The 22,825-nt window shown below is 37.1% G+C and carries 21 protein-coding genes and 1 tRNA gene; 9 read left to right on the forward strand and 13 right to left on the reverse strand.

What is annotated here, in order from left to right:
- Window positions 1-186 precede the first annotated feature (186 nt).
- The 4 genes from M997_RS10895 to rssB form a co-directional block, all read right to left on the reverse strand.
- Window positions 187-1,200: an NAD-dependent epimerase gene (locus tag M997_RS10895; RefSeq protein ID WP_064720140.1), complete on the reverse strand. Its 1,014-nt coding sequence runs from the start codon at window positions 1,198-1,200 to the stop codon at window positions 187-189.
- A gap of 8 nt (window positions 1,201-1,208) precedes the next feature.
- A complete protein-coding gene (locus M997_RS17860) occupies window positions 1,209-1,331 on the reverse strand; it encodes a hypothetical protein (RefSeq protein WP_275658103.1) in 123 nt (40 codons plus the stop codon).
- A gap of 114 nt (window positions 1,332-1,445) precedes the next feature.
- Window positions 1,446-2,351, reverse strand: coding sequence for a UTP--glucose-1-phosphate uridylyltransferase GalU (gene galU, locus M997_RS10900; RefSeq protein WP_064720142.1), 906 nt, complete (start codon window positions 2,349-2,351; stop codon window positions 1,446-1,448).
- Between the two features lie 188 nt (window positions 2,352-2,539).
- Window positions 2,540-3,547 (reverse strand): two-component system response regulator RssB, encoded by a 1,008-nt coding sequence (gene rssB / locus M997_RS10905; protein ID WP_064720144.1) that lies wholly within the window; start codon window positions 3,545-3,547, stop codon window positions 2,540-2,542.
- Window positions 3,548-3,702: 155 nt separating this feature from the next.
- Here rssB and M997_RS10910 point away from each other — a divergent pair, with 155 nt between their 5' ends.
- The 3 genes from M997_RS10910 (at window position 3,703) to M997_RS10920 (ending at window position 5,424) form a co-directional block, all read left to right on the forward strand.
- Window positions 3,703-4,167: a YchJ family protein gene (locus tag M997_RS10910; RefSeq protein WP_064720145.1), complete on the forward strand. Its 465-nt coding sequence runs from the start codon at window positions 3,703-3,705 to the stop codon at window positions 4,165-4,167.
- A gap of 45 nt (window positions 4,168-4,212) precedes the next feature.
- A complete protein-coding gene (gene purU, locus M997_RS10915; protein WP_064720146.1) occupies window positions 4,213-5,061 on the forward strand; it encodes a formyltetrahydrofolate deformylase in 849 nt (282 codons plus the stop codon).
- Window positions 5,062-5,339: 278 nt separating this feature from the next.
- A tRNA-Tyr gene (locus tag M997_RS10920) sits at window positions 5,340-5,424 on the forward strand.
- A gap of 25 nt (window positions 5,425-5,449) precedes the next feature.
- Here M997_RS10920 and M997_RS10925 read toward each other — a convergent pair.
- The gene (locus M997_RS10925) at window positions 5,450-6,313 is read right to left on the reverse strand and encodes a LysR family transcriptional regulator (RefSeq protein ID WP_064720147.1); all 864 of its coding nucleotides are present in this window, start codon (window positions 6,311-6,313) and stop codon (window positions 5,450-5,452) included.
- A 427-nt stretch (window positions 6,314-6,740) separates the two neighbouring features.
- Between M997_RS10925 and xthA the strand changes: the two genes are divergently transcribed.
- Window positions 6,741-7,547, forward strand: a complete 807-nt coding sequence (gene xthA / locus M997_RS10930; RefSeq protein ID WP_064720148.1) for an exodeoxyribonuclease III — start codon at window positions 6,741-6,743, stop codon at window positions 7,545-7,547.
- Between the two features lie 67 nt (window positions 7,548-7,614).
- Here the strand turns inward: xthA and M997_RS10935 are convergent, their stop codons facing one another.
- The 3 genes from M997_RS10935 to M997_RS10945 are packed head-to-tail and all read right to left on the reverse strand — an operon-like array spanning window position 7,615 to window position 11,197.
- On the reverse strand, window positions 7,615-9,582 hold the full coding sequence (locus tag M997_RS10935) for a DNA topoisomerase III (RefSeq protein WP_064720149.1): 1,968 nt from the start codon (window positions 9,580-9,582) through the stop codon (window positions 7,615-7,617).
- 4 nt (window positions 9,583-9,586) lie between these two features.
- Window positions 9,587-10,630, reverse strand: coding sequence for a selenide, water dikinase SelD (gene selD / locus M997_RS10940; RefSeq protein ID WP_064720150.1), 1,044 nt, complete (start codon window positions 10,628-10,630; stop codon window positions 9,587-9,589).
- Between the two features lie 15 nt (window positions 10,631-10,645).
- On the reverse strand, window positions 10,646-11,197 hold the full coding sequence (locus M997_RS10945; RefSeq protein WP_064720151.1) for an NAD(P)H nitroreductase: 552 nt from the start codon (window positions 11,195-11,197) through the stop codon (window positions 10,646-10,648).
- Window positions 11,198-11,928: 731 nt separating this feature from the next.
- Between M997_RS10945 and sppA the strand changes: the two genes are divergently transcribed.
- The 3 genes from sppA (at window position 11,929) to pncA (ending at window position 15,730) form a co-directional block, all read left to right on the forward strand.
- On the forward strand, window positions 11,929-13,785 hold the full coding sequence (gene sppA / locus M997_RS10950) for a signal peptide peptidase SppA (RefSeq protein ID WP_064720152.1): 1,857 nt from the start codon (window positions 11,929-11,931) through the stop codon (window positions 13,783-13,785).
- 257 nt (window positions 13,786-14,042) lie between these two features.
- The gene (ansA, locus tag M997_RS10955) at window positions 14,043-15,065 is read left to right on the forward strand and encodes an asparaginase (protein ID WP_064720153.1); all 1,023 of its coding nucleotides are present in this window, start codon (window positions 14,043-14,045) and stop codon (window positions 15,063-15,065) included.
- A gap of 20 nt (window positions 15,066-15,085) precedes the next feature.
- Complete coding sequence (gene pncA / locus M997_RS10960; RefSeq protein WP_064720154.1) at window positions 15,086-15,730, forward strand: bifunctional nicotinamidase/pyrazinamidase; 645 nt, start codon at window positions 15,086-15,088, stop codon at window positions 15,728-15,730.
- Window positions 15,731-15,847: 117 nt separating this feature from the next.
- Here the strand turns inward: pncA and M997_RS10965 are convergent, their stop codons facing one another.
- Window positions 15,848-16,129, reverse strand: a complete 282-nt coding sequence (locus M997_RS10965) for a YeaC family protein (RefSeq protein ID WP_064720155.1) — start codon at window positions 16,127-16,129, stop codon at window positions 15,848-15,850.
- Between the two features lie 88 nt (window positions 16,130-16,217).
- Entirely contained in the window at window positions 16,218-16,655 is a 438-nt protein-coding gene (gene msrB / locus M997_RS10970) for a peptide-methionine (R)-S-oxide reductase MsrB (protein WP_064720156.1), read from the reverse strand.
- Between the two features lie 341 nt (window positions 16,656-16,996).
- On the opposite strand from msrB, the gene gapA reads away from it, so the two are divergent.
- Both gapA and M997_RS10980 read left to right on the forward strand, forming a co-directional pair.
- Window positions 16,997-17,992, forward strand: coding sequence for a glyceraldehyde-3-phosphate dehydrogenase (gapA, locus tag M997_RS10975; RefSeq protein WP_064720157.1), 996 nt, complete (start codon window positions 16,997-16,999; stop codon window positions 17,990-17,992).
- Between the two features lie 137 nt (window positions 17,993-18,129).
- Window positions 18,130-19,014 carry a D-hexose-6-phosphate mutarotase gene (locus M997_RS10980; protein WP_064720158.1) on the forward strand — a complete coding sequence of 295 codons (885 nt, stop codon included), beginning with the start codon at window positions 18,130-18,132 and terminating at the stop codon, window positions 19,012-19,014.
- Window positions 19,015-19,099: 85 nt separating this feature from the next.
- Here the strand turns inward: M997_RS10980 and M997_RS10985 are convergent, their stop codons facing one another.
- The 3 genes from M997_RS10985 to hypF form a co-directional block, all read right to left on the reverse strand.
- Window positions 19,100-19,408 carry a hypothetical protein gene (locus M997_RS10985; RefSeq protein WP_064720159.1) on the reverse strand — a complete coding sequence of 103 codons (309 nt, stop codon included), beginning with the start codon at window positions 19,406-19,408 and terminating at the stop codon, window positions 19,100-19,102.
- A 231-nt stretch (window positions 19,409-19,639) separates the two neighbouring features.
- Entirely contained in the window at window positions 19,640-20,434 is a 795-nt protein-coding gene (locus M997_RS10990; protein WP_064720160.1) for a MipA/OmpV family protein, read from the reverse strand.
- 44 nt (window positions 20,435-20,478) lie between these two features.
- Window positions 20,479-22,788, reverse strand: coding sequence for a carbamoyltransferase HypF (gene hypF, locus M997_RS10995; protein ID WP_064720161.1), 2,310 nt, complete (start codon window positions 22,786-22,788; stop codon window positions 20,479-20,481).
- Between the last annotated feature and the right edge of the window lie 37 nt (window positions 22,789-22,825).

Consider the following 22,825-nt stretch of genomic DNA (forward strand, 5'->3'; position numbering starts at 1 on the left):
TTAAAAGGGTATTTTATTGTTGGCTATTTCCTATTAAACAAGTGTTTAATTTTAATATGTGCTGATGTTATTTCTTAATAGATATAGTCAGGAAAATAGAGAATAGATGAATGCGTTATAAATATTTATCTATAATGAAAAAGGAGCTTTTAAAGCTCCTTTTTATTTTATATAACAAAAAGTATATTAGTTTTTGTTATGATAATAACTTAGATACCAATCAACGAACTGACTCACACCGTATTCAACAGATGTATTAGGAGAAAAACCCGTTTTATTAGATAAATCTTCGCAATCAGCACAAGTAGAAAGTACATCACCATCTTGCATTGGCATTAAATTTAATTTGGCTTTAATACCTAATGATTTCTCTATCGCCTTAATAAAATCCATTAACTTAGTTGGCTGACCATTCCCAACATTATATATTTTATAAGGTGCAGAACTTGAGGATGTTTCCCCTTTTTCAACTGTCCACTTATCGTCTTTTTGCGGAATAATATTAATAAGACGAACAACTGATTCGACAATATCATCAACGTAAGTAAAATCTCGCGTCATATTTCCACCGTTATAAACATCAATAGGTTCACCCGCGATCATCGCTTTTGTAAACTTAAATAATGCCATATCAGGGCGACCCCACGGACCATAAACAGTGAAAAAACGTAATCCCGTTGTAGGTAATTGATAAAGGTGTGAATAGCTATGAGACATTAACTCATTAGCTTTTTTAGTTGCCGCATATAATGAAACTGGATGATCAACAGAATCTTCAGTTGAAAATGGTTGTTTTTGATTTAAGCCATATACAGAACTGGAAGATGAGTAAATAAGATGCTCAACTTTACTATGACGACACCCTTCTAATATATTAATGTGCCCGATAATATTAGCATCAATATATGCCATCGGATTCTCAATAGAATAACGAACACCAGGCTGAGCGGCGAGATGAATAACGCGATCAAATTTATATGCCGCAAATAATTGTGCTATTTCTTGTGAATCTACAAGGTCAACTTTCTCAAATTGAAAGTTTTCAAGAGCATTCAATTTAGCTAAACGCGCTTCTTTTAATCGAACATCATAATAATCATTTAGATTATCTATCCCAACGACATGATAACCCATATTTACCAATCGCTGACTTAAATGAGAGCCGATAAAACCAGCGGCACCTGTTACCAATATTTTCATATTACCACTCAAAGAACCTGATTAATGATTTTCATACGTTCAACGTTATCATGTTTAATATCATCTTCATAAACATCATAACGCTTAACGCACATCAAAGAGAATGCGGTCAATACCTTAATCGCTCGCACGTTAATTTTCCAGAGTTCTAGCAAAAATAAAAAATTATCGCATCAATTATCTACGAAAATTATGATGCGATAAAATTTATCTGCTTGAGTGTATCTCTAGAACAGCAGGAAACCTTATATCTTCAATGATTTGATCCATTGAGCAAAGTCTTCACCAAACTCTTCATGCTGTACACCGTATTCAACAAACGCTTTCATATAGCCTAATTTATTACCACAATCATGGCTTTTGCCTTGTAAATGATAGGCTTCTACAGGCTCTTTCTCTATTAGCATAGCAATTGCATCTGTTAGCTGGATTTCATCACCTGCACCTGGTGCCGTTTTGGCTAATAAAGGCCAAATATTTTCAGATAACACATAACGCCCAACTATAGATAAGTTAGAAGGTGCTTCTTCTTTCTTTGGTTTTTCTACAACGCGAGTAATAGGTTTACTATCGCCTGGTTGTAATGTAGCACCCATGCAATCTACGATACCGTAATTAGAGACTTCATCTTCTGGCACTGGCTCTACAAGAATTTGACTAGCACCGGTTTGTTCAAAATGAGAAAGCATCTCTTTTAAATTAACCTTGGATAAATCAGCACTGTATCTATCTAAAATAACATCTGGCAGGATAACAGCGAAAGGTTCATCGCCGACTAAAGGTTTGGCACACAAAATAGCATGGCCTAATCCTTTTGCTATTCCCTGACGAGTTTGCATTATCGTTACGTGACTAGGACAAATCCCTTGTACTTCTTCCAACAATTGACGTTTAACCCTTTTTTCTAGAATAGCTTCAAGTTCAAAACTAGTATCAAAGTGGTTTTCAATTGAATTTTTAGATGAATGAGTAACAAGTACAATTTCATTAATACCTGCAGCAATACATTCATTAACAACATATTGGATAAGGGGTTTGTCAACCACTGGCAGCATCTCTTTCGGGATAGCCTTGGTTGCGGGTAACATTCTTGTTCCTAATCCAGCAACAGGGATCACCGCTTTTCTGACTTTACGTACAGTTGATGACATTACACTCTCCTACAGCTTACTGTTAAGCGCCATAAATATTTTCTGTTATGATATGACGCCATTTTTAAAATAATCGCCAGAGTATATCAGTTAATATCTGTGGATAAACAGAGCCCTCACACTTAATTGAGATAGTTCTTCATATATGTTTAATATATGCGCAATAAACCATTTTATTTAATCTAAATTTAACTTTCACGAATAGGAGAAAACATTAACTTAATCTGATTTTTGCTATCCCAAACACGGCATTGCCAATTTGTTCCTTCACTTTTTATTTGATTAATATACAAAACTTGTAATGTCCCTAATGGCATTCCACTATTTAACTCTAGTCGTTTATTTTCAGCTCGTAATCCCGCAGATGCCAATAATATATTTTTTTTCTCAGTATGATAATAACCTAACATAATGGGAAATGGCCCTTTCACTCCTATCTCGTGTAGCATTTTATTGAGTTTATTCAGCATATTATACATGCTTGGTAATGTGCGATGTTTTTCTGATGATTTTAATATATCATTAAATACAACTCGTAAGAGTAATGCGACAAGTAACCCATGTTCATCATCATGAGAAATATCAACACAATAAAAAACAATTTGATTATTAGAGAGTGGCGCAATATCAAATAATAAACCCATTCGTTGCGCATCATTTAATTGCCGATAATTAACGCTATAACCGGCGACCACTTGCTTTACTTGGGGCTGCATCTGTTTGACGAATGACTGAATATAATGAGTATCTTGGCGTAAGCTATTCCAAAGTGGCGCTAAGTGAACGCCTTCAATTAATACAGATTCAAAAAAACCGGGACACAATACTTCGATTACTTTTTGCCTAAGCTTATTTAAATTTGTTACTGGCTTAAGAAATATTTCTTGAGCTCCTAAACGCAACATTTCATCAATTTCAGCCATATTATCAGTACACGAAATAGCGATAACCGGAAAAGACCATTTACGTTGTTCAAGCTGAGTTAAAAAAGTGGGGCCATCCATAATCGGCATTTTAATATCACATAAAATAAGATCAGGTTTTAAACCTTCATCCAGCAAAGAGAGTGCCTGACTACCATTATCAGTCATATAAACACAGGCTTTTTCATGTGAGAAGTATTCCGTCAGCATTGTGCGAAAAACAACTTCATCATCAATTATTAAGATCTTTTTGCCCACTAATGCCTTGTTCATCGGCGGCTCCCGCAACTAACATTTCACTTGCTGTGTAATTAGCGTTACATTATTAGTATCAGTTTAGTTCAACATCGACGTTAATTATTCCCAAAGGTTACTTTTTTCTCTTTCGTCGGAATTTCGTCAAGTGAAACGTGATTTAGGACACCATTTTGTCAATTCTATGCCCCTGTAATAGTCAGTTACCTTATAGTGAATGCTGCGAACCTTATCTGCTCGGCAATAAAAACGCCCCCACGGCACAAGCATTAATGCGTTCACGTTATTGTGCTTTTGTCTTTCATAATGCGGATTACCTAATAAAAACATGGCACCCTTCTTGTCGTGTAGAATCATTACGCGACGAGTTAATTGCAGGATTTCCAAATACACAATGGCTAGGGCTAAATGTTATTTCCTCACAAGGATCCCCTAAAGACAATGAAGCTTATGTCGAATTCTCGGCTTGCTTTATTGAAATAAATACCGATGATAAACAATATCTACACGAGCGTTCTCGTTTTACAAAAATAGATGATAGTTGGTTTTATATCGATGGTGTAAAACCTAAAGTAGGTCGAAACGATCCATGCCCTTGTGGCTCAGGACGTAAATACAAAAAATGTTGTGAACAATAACAACAAATAATTGCAAACAGACATCATTAAAGGATTTATCCGTACATGCAACACCAAAATACACAAAAGAAAATACTAAGAACTATTTGTCCTGATGCGAAAGGACTTATCGCAAAAATCACGAATATTTGCTACAAACATCAATTAAATATCGTGCAAAATAGTGAATTTGTCGATCACCGCACTGGGCGCTTTTTTATGCGTACAGAACTTGAAGGTATCTTTAATGATGAGACATTCCTTGCTGATTTAGACGATGCACTACCACAAGGCTCTCAGCGTGAGCTTAATACATCAGGTCGCCGCCGCATTGTTGTTATGGTGACAAAAGAAGCGCACTGTTTGGGTGATTTACTCATGAAAAGCGCGTTTGGTGATTTGGATGTTGAAATTGCCGCAGTGATTGGTAATCACGACACATTAAAACATCTCGTAGAACAATTCGGTATTCCTTTTCATTTGGTTAGTCATGAAGGACTAACCCGTGATCAACACGATGAGAAGCTGATAACTCAAATTAACCAATACAAACCTGATTATGTTGTATTAGCAAAATACATGCGTGTTTTAACCCCCGCATTTGTTCAAAACTATCCTAATCAAATTATCAATATTCACCATTCTTTTTTACCTGCATTTATTGGTGCTCGTCCTTATCACCAAGCTTATGAGCGTGGAGTGAAAATTATTGGTGCAACAGCGCACTATGTGAATGATAACTTAGATGAAGGCCCTATCATCACTCAGAATGTCATTAATGTTGACCACACATTCTCTGCTGAAGATATGATGAGAGCCGGCCGTGATGTTGAAAAAAATGTATTAAGCCATGCGCTGTATTGGGTTTTATCACAGCGCGTTTTTGTTTATGGCAACAGAACCATCATTTTATAATCTAAACACCTTGATTAGGTAATTAATCTAAACACCTTGATTAGGTAATAAAGATAAGCGGTATAATGTTATACCGCTTTTTATTTTTATCTAAGACTGATTTAATTACTTTGCTATTTAAATATTTAGTCTAAAATCAACACAATAGCGAACGAAACTTAAACAAAGCGAACATTTTTACAGCGATTGATCTATTTTTGATAAAATAGCGCTTTACACATCTCCGGTATTTGGTATTATTGCGCCCGCTGTCACGGACAGCAGCAAAATTAAATGTTGGTGGGATACCCAAGCGGCCAAAGGGAGCAGACTGTAAATCTGCCGTCACAGACTTCGAAGGTTCGAATCCTTCTCCCACCACCATCTCTTCTCCACGTTTTACCTCTTATCACTGCATATTTTTAATTAAATCAACAAACCTATTTAGTACACTTGAATGATATTTAGATTTATAAATGTAACAACTGTATCGTAATTCTGTTTGAGTTAACGCCAAAAAGCACAGTGACTGATCATTATCATACTTAAGCGGATTTTCATCTGTTAATAAAATAGAATCGTGTGTTTGTATAAAATTTAAACAGCAATTTAAATCATCCATCATCCTAATACTGACCGCTTTAGTTTTTTGTGCAATTTCATTCTCCAAATTTTTTATTTTTGATGTTTTATAAAGAGCAGGATCACATAACCAAATATTATCACTCAATAAGCTATTTATATTTCCTTCAAATTTTGAAGCCATATCTTGGCGACAACAGATACCTAAATATTTATTTTCTATCTTATGTACCATACTAAATTTTTCACTAATAATTTTATCTGAACTTAATATTAATGTATTACCATCATAATCAGATATTTCATCAAAATTTTCCTTTGAAAATCTCATTATATTTATATGTGATTGATTTTTATTAGCCGCTTTATATAACTCCGTTAAATAACAACTTTTCCCCCAATCGTAATACACATGAATACTATTATTAATAACCCCTAATGTATGTTTTTTAGTAATCTCTTTTTCCTGTAAATAAAGTGATTTAAGATCATTGTATAGCTCTAGCCCATCCTGAGTTAAGCTCATACCAAATTTTTCACGTTTAAATAGGCGCTTACCCAGTACTGCTTCAAAGTCCTTGATAGACTTAGCAACAGGCGGTGTAGTACGATTCATCACACGAGCTGCTTTGCTTAAAGATCCATTTTCTACTACTGCCATAAAGGCTTCTAATTTACGAGAGAAAAACATATTTCACCATTCCTTTGCTATATTGAAGAAAACAATCCAATTAATTAATTTAAAAAAATATTCTTATAAAAAATGAATGTTAATTTATTCTTTTTATTTTCACCCCCTAATAAAAATGATCATTACTTGAAAGTTTATATTCATTCTTTCACATTTCTTTATATATAAAGAATGACAATACTTACATTCTTCTATCAAAGATTAGTTTATGTTTCTACTTTATTCAGTTAATATTTTTTGTTACATGAATGCTTGTTTTTATTAAATTATCACATCATTATTTTATTTGTTATTTAATATTCTATAAATTGCTCTTATTTAATCATTGATAAGTCCTGTTATTGGCATCATATTTACTTACATTAGCGCTAGCTTCCTGTTAGTATAAGTAATTCTATTATTCAATTTATAAATGGTTAACATTCACATGAAATTTGTCTCTTTCAATATTAATGGCCTACGTGCTCGCCCTCACCAACTTGAAGCTATTATAGAAAAACACCAACCCGATGTTATCGGACTCCAAGAAACAAAAGTTCATGATGATATGTTTCCATTAGAATCAGTCGGATCTTTGGGCTATCACGTTTTTTATCATGGACAGAAAGGTCATTATGGCGTTGCCTTATTAACTAAAGCAAAACCTGTTGCTGTACGTAAAGGCTTTCCTGGTGACGATGATGACGCCCAGCGTCGTATGATTATGGCTGATATCGAAACACCAGCAGGATTACTTACTGTAATGAATGGTTATTTCCCACAAGGTGAAAGCCGTGATCATGAAACTAAATTCCCAGCCAAAGAAAAGTTCTATGCTGATCTGCAAAATTATCTTACGACAAACCTAAAACCTACATCTCCAGTACTGATTATGGGGGATTTAAATATTAGCCCAACCGATAAAGATATTGGTATTGGCGAAAATAATATGAAGCGTTGGCTAAAAACAGGAAAATGTTCATTTTTGCCTGAAGAACGTGAATGGCTCGCTACATTAATGGGCTGGGGTTTGACCGATACATTTCGTGAAAAACATCCTGAAATTGAAGATAAATTTTCGTGGTTTGATTATCGCTCTAAAGGGTTTGATGATAACAGAGGCTTACGTATCGATTTATTATTAGCAAGCCGCTGTTTAGCCGATAATTGTATTGCAACGGGTATTGATTATGATATTCGTGGAATGGAAAAGCCATCTGATCATGCCCCTGTTTGGGCTGAATTTAAACTGTAATGACGGTTTAAGAATATATTGAAATTATATCCCCTGAAAAATACAGGGGATAATTAAAACACACTAATTAATGCTCTATTTTTTCGTCTTTATTTTTTACGCCACTTTTAGTCTTGCTACTTTTCGTTTCACTTTGCTTTTTAGTTGCTGATTTGCGTTTTTTATAATTTGCCGGCGTAGGTAAATTTCTAAAGGCCTGAATATTAGGCCGACGCTTAGCCTGAGTTATCAATTCAATAAGCGTATTATTCAATGGCAACATAAAATCTTGATATTTAAATTGCTTTTCACTTATTTGCGTTAATATCGATTCCCAATGTGCAGTCATATCTGGTAATGTGGCCAATTCAGGCAAAACATTAATTAGTGCTCTACCCGCTGGTGTAGACGTAATTGCTCGTCCTTTCTTTTGCAAGAATCCACGCTTAAACAGCAATTCAATAATTCCTGCTCGCGTTGCTTCCGTTCCTAATCCATCTGTTGCTCTTAGGATTTTCTTAAGATCTTTATCTTGCACAAACCTAGCTATCCCAGTCATTGCTGACAGCAACGTCGCATCAGTAAAAGGCCTTGGGGGCTGAGTTTGTTTTTCAACAATCTCACCCTTTTCACATAGCAACTCATCGCCTTTTGCTACCACAGGCAAAGGTAAACCATCATTTTCAGCATCTTGTTCTTTACTGCCTAATAATAATCGCCAACCTGCTTGTGCTAAAAATCTTGCTTTGGCAATGAACTTACCATTTTCGATATCAAGTTCAATAACACATTTGCGATACACCGCATCAGGCATAAATTGCATTAAATATTGGCGAGCCACTAAATAATAGATATTTTTTTCGTTTTCATTTAACGAAATATTGCCAGTTTTGGCTGTAGGAATAATTGCATGGTGAGCATCAACTTTTTTATCATCCCAGCACCGATTCTTTTTATCGATATCTAATGCATCTTGCGGTAATAAGCTGTTATCGTGCACACTAATAGCGTTAACAACCGCGTGACGCCCTGCAAAATGTTCTTGTGGGAGATAACGACTATCAGAACGAGGATAAGTAATAAGTTTGTGGGTTTCATATAAACGCTGACATGTATCAAGCACTTGTTGCGCACTTAATCCAAAGCGTTTTGCGGCCTCAATCTGTAAAGCCGATAATGAAAAAGGCAATGGCGCTATTTCAGATTCTTGCTTATCTTGATAATCCGTTACATTCGCGGGTTTATTTTTTATTCTTTCAACAACATGTTCAGCAAGCTTGCGATTTAATAATCGCCCTTCTTCATCTTGCCAGGCTTCACAATGCTCACTTGGTTGCCAAGTCGCCATAAAGCGTTCATCCGCTGGCGTAACGATATGCGCTTTAACTTCAAAAAAATCCTTAGGAATAAAGTTTTCTATTTCTTCATCGCGACGAACCACTAATCCTAGCACTGGTGTTTGAACTCGCCCTACGGATAAAACACCTTGATAACCATTTCTTTGGCCTAATAAGGTATAGGCTCTTGTCATATTGATACCATAAAGCCAATCCGCTCTGGCCCTTGCTAAAGCAGAGACGCATAGCGGAATAAATTCATGGTTGTAGCGTAACTTATCAATAGCTCGCGTCACCGCCGCGGGGTTTAAATCATTAATTAAACAACGGCGGGCTTCTTTTTTTTGCTTTGCGCTAATATTTAGATAGTTAAGAACTTCATCAACTAATAGCTGACCTTCACGGTCGGGGTCTCCGGCATGAATAACTTCATCAGCTTGCTTAAGTAATGTTTTAATTGTCTCTAACTGTTTTTTGACATCAGCTCGTGGCTTGAGTTGCCATTGTTCAGGAATTATCGGCAAATCATCTAACGACCAGCGAGCATATCGCGGGTCGTATGCATCCGGCTCAGCCTGCTCAAGTAAGTGACCGACACACCATGTCACATACTGGTTATCACCACAAAGTATAAATCCATCACCTCGTTTATGAGGTTTAGGCAACACATCAGCAATAGCTCGAGCAAGGCTGGGTTTTTCTGCAATAAATAATCTCATTACGTTAGTTTATCACTTCAATTAACGCTCTGTTTGATACCGGCGCGGTTAACTCACCAATAGAAGTTAACTCAATATCAAAACGTGCTGCGACTTCTTTTACTTGCTCAATTGCTTCTGGTGATACAGCTAATAATAAACCACCCGAAGTTTGAGGATCGCACAATAATTTACGTTGCATTTCGCTAATTTCACCAATTAAATGGCCATAGCTTTCAAAGTTACGTCCCGTTCCGCCTGGCACACAACCTTGTTCAATATAAGATTCAATTTCTGGTAATTTAGGAACTTGTGAGAAATGCACAGTGGCTTGTACATCAGAGCCTTCACAAATTTCACTTAAATGCCCTAATAATCCAAAGCCTGTAACGTCAGTCATTGCCGTTACGCCTTCGATATCAGAAAAATCAGCGCCAGCTTTATTCATACGACACATGATTTCTGTTGCTAGACCCTGATGCTCAGGCTTTAACAATCCTTTTTTCTCAGCAGTAGTTAACACACCAATCCCTAAAGGTTTAGTTAAAAACAGCTGACAACCTGCTTTAGCCGCGCTATTTTTCTTAACTTTACTAACAGGAACCACACCGGTTACCGCAAGACCAAAAATAGGTTCAGGCGCATCAATAGAATGGCCACCAGCCAGAGAAATCCCCGCCTCTTGGCATGCAGCACGACCGCCTTCAATCACTTCTCGCGCAATTTCAGGTGCCAATTTATCAATTGGCCAACCTAAAATAGCTATCGCCATAATAGGTTTTCCCCCCATGGCAAAAATATCACTGATCGCATTTGTCGCGGCAATACGACCAAAATCGTAAGGATTATCAACGATAGGCATAAAAAAGTCGGTAGTACTGATAATACCGGTGCCATTACCTAAATCATAAACTGCAGCATCATCTTTGGTTTCGTTACCAACCAATAAATGAGGATCATGAAATTTGGCTTGCTCACTATGTAAAATAGTTTCAAGTACCTTTGGTGAAATTTTACAGCCACAACCTGCACCATGACTATATTGTGTTAGACGAATAGCTTCAGACATAAAACGTATCCTTTATTAAAAATAGGTCACAAAATCAGTTAAGTCAGCAGGAGATACGGTTGCTGGCGCTTTTAATGTCGGCGTTCCTAAATATAAAAAACCCACAATTTGATCATGCTCACCACAACCAAGACCCTTTCTTACCACTGCATCATGAGTCCATGAGCCGGAACGCCAAATACCACCAAATCCTTGAGCAAGTGCCGCCATTTGCATAGCCTGAACACAACAACCAGCGGCAACAACTTGCTCCCATTCAGGTACTTTTGGGTGTGATTTCACTTTAGCGATAACAGCAATAATTAAAGGAGCTCGAAAAGGCGCATTCTTTGCTTTTTCTTCAACATCAGCACCAAGTTTGTTCACAACTGCGGCTTTATGTAGCAGCTGGCTAAAGCGCTCAATACCTTCATTTTGCATAACAACAAAATGCCAAGGTTTTAATGCGCCATGATCAGGTGCCCGCATCCCCGCCTGTAAAATAGTATCAAGTGCTTTACTATCAGGGGCGGGAGTGGTGAGTCTAGAAGCTGAGCGACGATTTAAAAGCAGTGTTAATGCATCCATTTTTTATTCTCCTGTCAGCGTTTGATTTTAGCAAATTGCTACTTTTTTAGGGATGAACAGTTCTTATCAATTCTCAGTATAACAAACTGTTATATTACCATCATCCGCAAATGAAGGCGGGGATTTTTAACGAAAAAACAGTTCATTTCCTATCACAATGCGCTTTTTGCTCATAAAATGAATGCTTTTTTATTTTATGTCATACATTGCGTTATCTAGGTTCAACATTTCGTACAACTAAAATAAGTTTTCTGCCAGAACGACCAAGTTATTTCTTTTATTCTTTGCAATGAACGCTATTCTTTTCGTTTAAGATACTTATCGACTTAAAGATAGATTATTAATATTGGCTTAATAGTGTGCTGCAATAATAGGCTAGTTATAAATCAATGACAGACATTCGGTAGCGCCTATATTAGAATATTCGTAATTGTCACTTTCAAGTCGTTTAAAGGCTTAGTATTAAACATAAAACGACATAAGATTATTGCTGTGAAATTTAGCTATTCAGATTCACGATTAGCGAGTAATAAAGCGTAGGAAAAATGCCTAAAATAATTGTTATTCACCTGTATGGCATTAAACTATTTAGCATCAGAATATCTATTCTTATTGCAATTGTTCACTTCAATATCTGTATGCCATCCATTTACGTTAACCTGCCTTTTCACAAATAATTCTAGCATGACTGTTTAGAATTAATTTTTAGCTTTACATGATGTGGAGATAATATGAGTAAAATTATGGAGTTAATAGGTGCAATCTTCCGTTTTAGTTGGCAAGCCATTAACTTTATCAGGAAGCTAATTCTAAACATTGTTTTCTTCTTCCTTTTTTTTGCTGTAATAGGCATCTATCTTGTTGCCAATGAAGCACAAAAACCGGTTAATTATGAAGGGGCATTACTGGTTGATCTTAAAGGTGTTATTGTTGATCAAACAACTAATCAAAATCCATTAGGACAAATGAGTAAAGAGCTTCTTGGCGTATCAAGCAGCCAGTTACAAGAAAACTCATTATTTGAAGTTGTTGATACACTTCGTGAAGCAGCCAGTGATCCTAAGATTAAGGGGATGGTATTAAAACTTGATGAGTTTGCGGGCGCAGACCAACCCTCTTTAAATTACATCGGTAAAGCCTTAACTGAATTTAAGAAAACGGGTAAACTTATTTACGCAGTGAGTGGTTATTATAGCCAGCCGCAATATTATCTTGCCTCTTATGCGGACAAAATTTATTTAACACCACAAGGTGCTGTGGGTATTTATGGCTTTGGTTTTCAAAATCTTTATTACAAAACATTGTTAGAAAAACTAAAAGTCAGCACACATATTTTCCGTGTAGGTACTTATAAATCTGCGGTTGAACCATTAATGCGTAGCGATATGTCACCAGAGGCCCGAGAAGCATCTTTACGCTTAGTTAATTCGTTATGGTCTACTTATTTAACGCAAGTTGCTGAGAATCGAAGTGTCACCACCGAAGATATCTTCCCTGGCGCTAAAGAGATGATCGAGCAATTACGCAAAGCTGATGGCGATAATGCAACTTACGCCTTAAATCGTAAATTAGTTGATACTGTAAGTTCTTATAGCCAATTTGAAATGGATATGACAGAAACATTTCAATGGAATAACGAAACTAACCAATTTAAAAATATTAGTATTTATGATTACGCGGCTAATTTAACTGCTGATATTCCATCAAATGATGAAGGTAATATTGCAGTTGTTATTGTTCAAGGTGCCATTATTGATGGTGAAAGTATTCCCGGTTCTGCCGGTGGTACAACCATTGCTAGCCAAATTCGTGAAGCGCGTTTAAATCCTAATATTCGAGCACTGGTTTTACGCGTAAATAGCCCTGGTGGTAGTGTTTCCGCTTCAGAACAAATTCGCAGTGAAATAGCGGCATTTAAACAACAAAAACGCCATGTAGTTGTTTCTATGGGAGGAATGGCTGCTTCAGGTGGTTATTGGATCTCAACACCTGCGAATAAGATTATTGCTAGTCCTTCGACGTTAACGGGTTCTATTGGTATTTTTGGCGTGATTAATACCTTTGAAAATAGCTTAGAATCTATTGGTGTTTATTCTGATGGCGTAAGTACTTCACCACTAGCAGGATTATCTGTCACTAATAAGTTACCTGAAGAGTTTGCTGAGTTATTACAACTAAATATTGAAAGTGGCTATAAAACTTTCCTTAATTTAGTTGCTGAATCTCGTAAAAAAACGCCAGAACAAATTGACCGTATTGCACAAGGCCGAGTTTGGGTTGGAATTGATGCAAAAAAAGTAGGCTTAGTTGATGAATTTGGTGATTTTGATGACGCTATTGATGCCGCTGCGAAAATGGCAAAAATTAAAGAGCCTGTTATCGATTGGATGAAACCTGAGTTAAGTTTATCTGAACAAATATTAATGAGTTTATCTTCCAACGCAAAAGCGATTATTCCAGATCCACTACAAGCTTATTTACCCGCACCAGTTATCAAAGAAGTTAAAGCGCAAACTGAGTTTTATCGCAATATGAATGATCCACTAAATCGTTATTCATACTGCTTATCTTGCGGTGATATTCAGTAATCGTTTAATTCTGTATGTACCTGTTGAATACCATTTAATAACAACAGGTACATACTTCTAATAATCCATAGTTTTAACCAGATTATCTGCTATTACACTTTTTAAGCTCATTTTTGTTGATACTTTTTTAACACAATGATTTAAAGCATTAATTACTTATTCTCTATTTTCTATTTTTTAGTACCCTTTCCTTTTTTTATTCTGCAAACTCCCTATAATCAGTTATTTCTCACAGCTTAATAAGAGTACTTGGACTGATGCAAAAGAAATCAATCTACGTTGTCTATACTGGTGGAACTATTGGTATGCAACATTCTGATCATGGCTATATTCCTGTATCAGGACATCTACAACGTCAGCTAGCTAAAATGCCTGAATTCCATCGTGAAGAGATGCCTGATTTTACGATTAAAGAGCATCTACCGCTTATTGACTCTTCTAATATTACGCCGGAAGATTGGCAATCTATTGCTGATGATATTAGCGAAAACTATAACAATTATGATGGTTTTGTTATTCTTCATGGCACAGACACAATGGCATTTACTGCCTCAGCACTCTCATTTATGTTTGAGAACCTGAGCAAGCCAATTATCGTTACGGGTTCTCAGATCCCATTAGAAGCGCTACGTTCTGATGGGCAAACTAATTTGCTAAATGCACTCTATTTAGCTGCACATCATCCTATTAACGAAGTCGCTCTTTTTTTTAATAACACCCTTTATCGCGGCAATAGAACAATTAAAGCTCACGCTGATGGCTTTAATGCGTTTGTTTCCCCCAATAGCGCGCCTCTTCTAGAAGCGGGAATTAATATAAAATCATTTAAAATTAATCCATTTCCCAAAACAAAAGGCGAATTTATTGCTCACAGTATTACCCCGCAACCTATTGGGGTTGTGACTATTTACCCGGGGCTCTCGGATGAGATTGTTAATAATATTCTTATGCAGCCCGTTAAAGCATTAATCCTTCGATCTTATGGAGTAGGTAATGCACCTTCGCATCCCGCGTTACTATCAACGTTACGTAATGCCACAGAACGAGGCATTATAGTTATTAATCTGACTCAATGTATTTCAGGGCGCGTTAATATGGAAGGATATGCAACAGGGCAAGCCTTGGCTGAGGCGGGTGTGATAAGTGGCTATGATATGACTTTTGAGGCAACATTAACTAAGTTGCATTATTTATTGAGTCAGCAATATAGTTATAGTCAAATTTGCCATCTTATGCAGCAAAATCTTCGTGGTGAAATGACACTGGATGATAACGATTAATATTAATTAAAGGTGAGATAGTGAAAAACTCAGCATTGTTACTGGTTGATATCCAAAATGATTTTTGCACTGATGGTGCACTTGCCGTCAACGAGAGCGATGCTGTTGTTCAAATAGCAAATCAACTCATCGCTTATTTTAAACACACCAAAAATCCAATTATCGCTAGCAAAGATTGGCACCCAGCCAATCACCTAAGCTTCGCTGAGAACTCAGGTACTGTGATTGGCGAAATAGGTAAGCTTAATGGATTACCCCAAGTTTGGTGGCCTATACACTGTGTACAGCAAAGTCATGGTGCAGAATTTCACCCTGAGTTAGATTATGAGGCTATCAATCATATTATTTATAAAGGGCAAAATCGTTTAATCGACAGCTACAGCGCCTTTTTTGATAATGACCATGAATACCAAACTGGCTTACATACTCTTTTGCAAACTCTGAATATAAAGCACCTTTATATTTTAGGTATTGCTACAGACTATTGCGTGAAATTTACAGCATTAGATGCATTATTATTAGGTTATCAGGTGTCGGTTATCACGGATGGCTGTCGCGGTGTGAATATTCAGCCTGATGATAGTAAACAAGCTTTAGCTGAAATGCAGGACAAAGGGGCTGAATTAATTAATTCAATAAATTTTCTTAATAATATCAATAAATAAGCTAGCGATTTAAATTTCTTATACAAAAAAGGGCAATCCATTAATCGTTATAATTAATAGATTGCCACCTCTTATATAGCTAATTTAATTTTATAGATAATTTAATTTTAAAATAGCTTAGTCATCATCCATTGGCGTCAATGTTGCTAATCGTTCAGACTGAAATTGGGCTTTAAGTTCTTGTTTACTTTTCATCGTGATTTGCCCATTAGTGCCGACAGTCATATGCTCAGGAGAGTGATTATTTTTTGCCTGCCATAATAAAACTATCTGCATACAATGCGCTTTCTGCTCATCGGTTAATGCGACACCGTCTGGCCACTTGCCCAACTCAACAGCGGTCGAAAGACGTTGATAAATTTCAGGTGTTACCATCGAAATTAGCTCATTAACTTCCATTAATCGCTCCACATAAGTCAAATATTTATTTTAATGGCTGAATCGTTTTTTCTTTTGTTTCAACATTGTTAACAAACACGGTTAAACACTAGCCTTTCTGCACTTCTTGCGTTTCACTGTTCATAAAAGCCAGTGAAGCAGAATTGATGCAATAACGTTGTCCTGTTGGCGCTGGACCATCATCAAACACATGCCCCAAGTGTGCATTGCATTGCTGACACCGCACTTCAGTTCGCTTCATATTATGTGAAAAATCATCAATATAGCGAATTGCATTATCACTAACAGGCTGATAAAAACTTGGCCAACCACATCCTGCATCAAACTTGGTTTCAGAATAAAACAAGGGTGCAGAACAACATAAGCAGTGATAAATACCTGTTTGACGATTATGTAACAGCTTGCCACTAAACGGAGGTTCAGTGCCATGTTGTTGCGTAACATATTTTTGCATTTCATTGAGCATTGATAAATCAAGGTGATTGTTATTACTTGAAATATTCACTTTCTTTTCATTATCTGACATAAAAACCTCATGCACACAAAAAAGCTTTTTAAAACAACAGTAAATAATAACAAAGATTTAACAACAAATCTGAAAAATATGGTCTAAAATCAATGCTAGTAATCTTTAGTTTTTGAAATGTGATGTATTTCACATAACGGAGCAAAGGTAACTTCATTTATCGGCGATGTTCCCGATAATACACAGCGTAACATTTAGCTAAAACGTCCAATCTTTAAGCAAAAAGTGTTTTTTTAATTGATTTTTTGCAATTATTGACACGATTCCGCTTGACGATTGGCGCGGTTTTGGTAACTTTAGAAGCAACTTTTTAATTCACTAATAAAGCTGGTGGAATACATATGACTATCAAAGTAGGTATTAATGGTTTTGGTCGTATCGGCCGCATCGTTTTCCGTGCTGCTCAAGAACGTTCAGATATCGAAATCGTAGGTATTAACGATCTGTTAGACGCAGACTACATGGCATACATGCTGAAATACGATTCAACTCATGGTCGTTTCAACGGTACTGTTGAAGTAAAAGATGGCCACCTCGTTGTTAATGGTAAAACCATCCGCGTAACATCAGAAAGAGATCCAGCAAATCTGAAATGGAACGAAATCGGTGCTGACGTTGTTGCAGAAGCAACTGGTCTGTTCTTAACTGACGAAACCGCTCGTAAACACATCCAAGCTGGCGCTAAAAAAGTTGTTCTGACTGGTCCTTCAAAAGACAACACTCCTATGTTTGTTATGGGCGTAAACCATAAGTCATACGCTGGCCAAGATATCGTTTCTAACGCATCTTGTACTACTAACTGCTTAGCGCCTTTAGCTAAAGTTATCAACGACAACTTCGGTATCGTTGAAGCACTGATGACAACAGTTCACGCAACAACGGCAACTCAACGTACTGTTGATGGTCCATCTGCTAAAGACTGGCGTGGTGGTCGTGGTGCTTCTCAAAACATCATCCCATCTTCAACTGGTGCTGCTAAAGCAGTAGGTAAAGTAATTCCAGAGCTGAACGGCAAACTAACTGGTATGTCTTTCCGTGTTCCTACTCCTAACGTTTCTGTGGTTGACTTAACAGCACGTCTGGAAAAACCAGCAACTTACGCACAAATCTGTGACGCAATCAAAGCTGCTGCTGAAGGCGAACTGAAAGGCGTTCTGGGCTACACTGAAGATGCAGTAGTTTCTACTGACTTCAACGGTGAAGTTCTGACTTCTGTATTTGATGCTAAAGCGGGTATCGCACTGAACGACAACTTTGTTAAATTAGTTGCTTGGTACGATAACGAAGCGGGCTATTCAAACAAAGTTCTTGATCTGATTTCTCATATCTCTAAATAATTAGAGCTTAAGAAAGTCAAGATATCTCTTAGAGCCACCTTTTCGGTGGCTCTTTTATTTTTTACCCAGTCAGTTTATTGTATTGAGATAGTCAGTTTATTGTATTGAGATAGTCAGTGACATAAGGTTATAAGATAATGAATGAGAAAATTTTTTCTTTGCCGATTATTGAACAGATATCACCTTACTTAAGTCGTCGGCAATTAGACGAACTCCCTATCCTTGTTATTTCCCATCCGAAAGTACGTGCTGCAATTAGTCTTCAAGGGGCTCATCTTATTGCATGGCAACCTGCGCAAGAACATCCGGTTTTTTGGTTAAGTGAAGATTCCTTATTTACACCGGGTGTCGCAATTCGAGGTGGTATTCCTATTTGTTGGCCTTGGTTTGCTTCAGCAGGTACACCAAGCCACGGTTTTGCGCGTATTTTGCCTTGGGAATTTAGTGCTCACTCTGAACAAGATGATGGCGTATTAATTACCATGTCCTTAAAAGAGAGCCAACAAACGAAAAAATATTGGCCTCATGAATTTACAGTGATCGCTCGCTTTAAATTAGGTGCGACCTGTGAAGTCGAGTTGGAATCCTACGGTGATTATGAAGCAACCGCTGCCCTTCACTCTTATTTTAATGTTAGTGACATCGATAATGTTTCAGTAACAGGCCTAGGAGGCCACTATATCGATACTGTTGCCGATAAAGAGGTTTACACAGATGAAACCTCACTTCGCTTTAACGGACGCACTGACAGGCTTTACACAGAGCCTGAAGATTTCAATCTTATTCATGATGATGGTTGGGATCGCACAATTGAAGTTCACCACTATCACCATAGTGATGTTGTTTGCTGGAATCCTGGCGCTGAATTAGCAAGTTCAATGAAAGATATGAATGCAGGAGGTTATCGCAAAATGGCCTGTGTAGAAACAGCACGTATTCATCAGCCATTAAAACCTGACAACGTTCACCCTGGTCGTTTATCTGTCGTTGTACGTGTTCGTAAAAATATCGCTGAAAAATAATCAATATTACGATTCATTAAAAAACTAAAGCTTCGGTTGATACCCGAAGCTTTTAATATGCAAAATCAAATCACTATTTGACACTCTATTTCAATGTATTTTCCATATCTTCAATAAAAGTACTGGCTTTTTTACAATTTTCGATGATCTTAGGATCATCTTTTATTTCTGTTGTATCGCGATTCACAGCGCAATATTTACTTTTTATACCTTCCATATAGCTTAACTTTGCTGCAATTACGACCCGTTTTTCACAGCGTTCTTTATCGCGCGAGTCTTGGCATATATTGCCTTTGATTTTATTTACCATTTCAAATCCTGTTCTGAATTTTTCTTCAGATATAACGGTAAAAGGGATCCCTCCCAATAATAAAATTAAAAACAATTGTTTCACGACACCATCCTTATTAGTTTAATAATGCTTATGATAACGAATAGTCCACACAAAATTAAGCGGAGGATGGATAGATAGATATAAGAAATAAATTATTTAAGATTTTTTATATGAATATAGTCAAGTATTCAATAAAAAATAATCAATATTACGATTCATCAAAAACAAAAAAGCTTCGGTAGATATCCGAAGCTTTTACCAATATAGGCAATACAGTAATATTGATAGCAATTAGAATTTGTAAGTGACGCCAGTCCACACTATCGCGGTAACGGATTTATTTACCATTGGGCTATCTTTCACTTCACTTGATAGATGATCAACACGTCCCATTGCAAAGAAATTCCAACTATCAGTCATTTTATAGTTAGCAGACAGCTCAACATAAGGTCTCCAGCTGTCACTTGGGTTATATTCAGCTAAACCACTACGTTGAGACTCACTGTGCTTGACACCATAAGCATATTGATTTTGTTTCTTACTATCCCAAACAACACCCAAACCTGGTTGTAATGACCAATTACCTGCTTTAAATGGATACAAATAAGCGGCATCAGCAATAACACCGTCACTTTTACCTAATAAATCGGCAGAAATGATTGCTCTTAAACTACCCCAATCTTCTTGATGTTTATAGGTAAATCCGCCCATCAACGTATCGCGGCGACGATCTAATTTTTTCATTTGAGCATCATCGCTATCACCCGGTTTGAATGCTTGTGGGTAATAATGAAGATCGACAGAAAGTTTATCTTTCGGTGCATTCCATAAATAGTAACCTGCGGCTAATGTAGCGAAATAGAAATTCTCAGATTCATAATTAACCATTGGGACAGGTAATAAATAATCTTTCGATTTCACGCCTTTATAAGGTGTTACTTGAGCTAACACTGAGCCACCAATAGACCACTCACCAGCAAATGCTGTTGGTGCACTTAATCCTGCGATAATGGCTAAAGAAATAATAGTCTTCTTACTCACGATGATTTTCCATATTGTATTTAATAAAGTAGTAACCAAAGCCATATTTTAACGCGCATTAGCTACGATATGGCATATTCTACCTGTATCTATTCTAATTTCTGAACTAAATGAGTTGCAATTAGTGCTTGTCCTAATGCGATGCCGCCATCGCCGATAGGTAATAGTCTAGATGTTAATACATTTTTATTATTTAATTTTTTCTTGAACATCTGTTTAAGTAGTCGATTATTAAATACACCGCCAGAAAGAACAACTGTATTTATATTATGCTTATCAGCAGCCTGCAACACGATATTGCCTAAACTTTCTGCTAATAAATAATGAAATAACCAAGCTTTTTCATTTACATTTAATTCTAAATATTCCCACGACGACCAAAAAACAGACAAATCAACAACGTTGTTTTTCAGTGGCATTAAATCACTGTATTTTTCAATTAAGTCGATATGCTTATTTTCGTTACACTGTAACGCAGCAGTTTCTAAATAACACGCGGCCTCTCCTTCCCAACTAATTACTTTAGGTGATAATCCCAACGATGCTGAAACTGCGTCAAATAATCGCCCACAAGAAGATGCTTTTGGTGAATTAATCCCTCGTATTATCGCTTTATTTAATAACTGTAATTCTTGTAGTGGAATGAACTGAGTTATTGCACTGCGTTGCCAGTCTGGCGTAAACGCAGATAAATGCGCTAACCAATTTCGCCAAGGTTGAGTCGATGCCAAATTACCACCTGGCATAGCGACCGCAGGTAAACCACCAAGGCGTTCTGATTTTTGATAATCCACCAGCAAGCATTCACCGCCCCACAATGTATTATCTTGTCCATATCCTAAACCATCAAGCGCAATGCCAATAACAGCACCTTGTTGATGTGTATGACCATGCTCAGCCAAACAAGAAACAATATGTGCATGATGATGTGAAACTTCAATTACAGGGATATGTTGCTCTTGAGCAAATTGCTTACCCAATTGATGGCTGATATAGCTAGGGTGAGCATCAATTGCAATAGCTTTCGGCGTAAAACGATAAATCTGCTGAAAAAGTGCCAATGACTTAATTAACTGTTGTCGAACACTTAAATCATCTAGATCACCTAAATGAGGACCCATAATCGCCTGATGCTGTCGTAACAGGCAAAACACATTTTTAAGATCCCCACCCATCGCCAAAATGGAGGGTTGTGATGTAAAGGTCTCTGGTAAAGCTATCGCATCAGGAACATAACCGCGTGATCGACGGATCATCACACACTGCTTATCTTCAATACGGACTAATGAATCATCAGCTCTTTGTATAATATCTCTGTTATGCATTAGAAATAAGTCAGCAATATCCCCCAATTGCGATAACGCATCTTCATTGGATAACGCGGGTGTGTGTCCAGAAGCATTACCCGATGTCATAACAAGCGGTATATTTGTCTGACGCGATAAAAGATGTTGCAGTGGATTAGCCGCAAGCATGACACCAATCTCCGTCAATCTCGGTGCAATTAATTCACTTAAAGTAGGCGCTACCGATTTAGGAATAAGCACAATAGGAGCAGCAGTACTTTGTAATGCTTTAATTGCAGCCAAGCGAAAATTCGGATCTTGTTTATCTTCTTTAATTTGCTCGATATCCGTTATCATCACTGCTAATGGTTTTGCGGGTCGATGTTTACGTTTTCGTAATAATGCAACGCTTTCATTATTACGCGCATCACAAACCAAATGAAAACCACCAATGCCTTTAACTGCAACAATTTTTCCAGCAAGTAACGCTTCACAAGCTTGCACTAACGCGGACTCTTTTATTGCTAATTTTGCCCCTTTGGGATCAGTTAACCAAATATGAGGACCACAAACAGGGCATGCATTAGGCTGTGCATGAAAACGTCTATCCGCAGGATCTTCATATTCATGCTTACATTCAGGACAAAATGGAAAATCAGACATTGAAGTAAAGGGCCTATCATAAGGCATTTTTTTGATGATAGTAAAACGCGGCCCGCAGTGGGTGCAGTTGATAAAAGGATAGTGAAAACGACGATTTTCAGGATCGAATAACTCGTCAATACACGCCGTACAAGTGGTTGCATCTGGCACAACTTGTGTATCCATCTCTCCCCCACCACTTTTTACAATAATAAAGTCGGTAGGCTGTTGTTCCCATTGATAAGGTGTTTGCTCTATACGTTCGATACGTGCAAGCGGCGGGCATTCTGCGTTAAGCGCTTCAATAAAAGCTTTAGTTTGAGGTGATAATGTTAAATGGACCAATACACCCAAACTATCGTTACTCACTTGCCCTAGTAAACCAAAGCGATGAGCTAATTGCCAAACAAATGGACGAAAACCAACCCCTTGAACTTTGCCCTTCACACGTAATGCAATGCCGTTACTCATAGGTTCACCAAATCAAAATAAATTTAATCTTATTCTA

The sequence above is a fragment of the Proteus hauseri ATCC 700826 genome (assembly GCF_001654965.1).
Lineage (GTDB): Bacteria > Pseudomonadota > Gammaproteobacteria > Enterobacterales > Enterobacteriaceae > Proteus > Proteus hauseri.

Excerpts from the sequence above, each read along its gene's own strand:
- M997_RS10895 (WP_064720140.1), bottom strand. The coding sequence starts at position 1,200 with ATGAAAATATTGGTAACAGGTGCCGCTGGTTTTATCGGCTCTCATTTA.
- galU (WP_064720142.1), bottom strand. The coding sequence starts at position 2,351 with ATGTCATCAACTGTACGTAAAGTCAGAAAAGCGGTGATCCCTGTTGCT.
- rssB (WP_064720144.1), bottom strand. The coding sequence starts at position 3,547 with ATGAACAAGGCATTAGTGGGCAAAAAGATCTTAATAATTGATGATGAA.
- purU (WP_064720146.1), top strand. The coding sequence starts at position 4,213 with ATGCAACACCAAAATACACAAAAGAAAATACTAAGAACTATTTGTCCT.
- M997_RS10925 (WP_064720147.1), bottom strand. The coding sequence starts at position 6,313 with ATGTTTTTCTCTCGTAAATTAGAAGCCTTTATGGCAGTAGTAGAAAAT.
- xthA (WP_064720148.1), top strand. The coding sequence starts at position 6,741 with ATGAAATTTGTCTCTTTCAATATTAATGGCCTACGTGCTCGCCCTCAC.
- M997_RS10935 (WP_064720149.1), bottom strand. The coding sequence starts at position 9,582 with ATGAGATTATTTATTGCAGAAAAACCCAGCCTTGCTCGAGCTATTGCT.
- selD (WP_064720150.1), bottom strand. The coding sequence starts at position 10,630 with ATGTCTGAAGCTATTCGTCTAACACAATATAGTCATGGTGCAGGTTGT.
- M997_RS10945 (WP_064720151.1), bottom strand. The coding sequence starts at position 11,197 with ATGGATGCATTAACACTGCTTTTAAATCGTCGCTCAGCTTCTAGACTC.
- sppA (WP_064720152.1), top strand. The coding sequence starts at position 11,929 with ATGAGTAAAATTATGGAGTTAATAGGTGCAATCTTCCGTTTTAGTTGG.
- ansA (WP_064720153.1), top strand. The coding sequence starts at position 14,043 with ATGCAAAAGAAATCAATCTACGTTGTCTATACTGGTGGAACTATTGGT.
- M997_RS10965 (WP_064720155.1), bottom strand. The coding sequence starts at position 16,129 with ATGGAAGTTAATGAGCTAATTTCGATGGTAACACCTGAAATTTATCAA.
- msrB (WP_064720156.1), bottom strand. The coding sequence starts at position 16,655 with ATGTCAGATAATGAAAAGAAAGTGAATATTTCAAGTAATAACAATCAC.
- gapA (WP_064720157.1), top strand. The coding sequence starts at position 16,997 with ATGACTATCAAAGTAGGTATTAATGGTTTTGGTCGTATCGGCCGCATC.
- M997_RS10980 (WP_064720158.1), top strand. The coding sequence starts at position 18,130 with ATGAATGAGAAAATTTTTTCTTTGCCGATTATTGAACAGATATCACCT.
- M997_RS10990 (WP_064720160.1), bottom strand. The coding sequence starts at position 20,434 with ATGGCTTTGGTTACTACTTTATTAAATACAATATGGAAAATCATCGTG.
- hypF (WP_064720161.1), bottom strand. The coding sequence starts at position 22,788 with ATGAGTAACGGCATTGCATTACGTGTGAAGGGCAAAGTTCAAGGGGTT.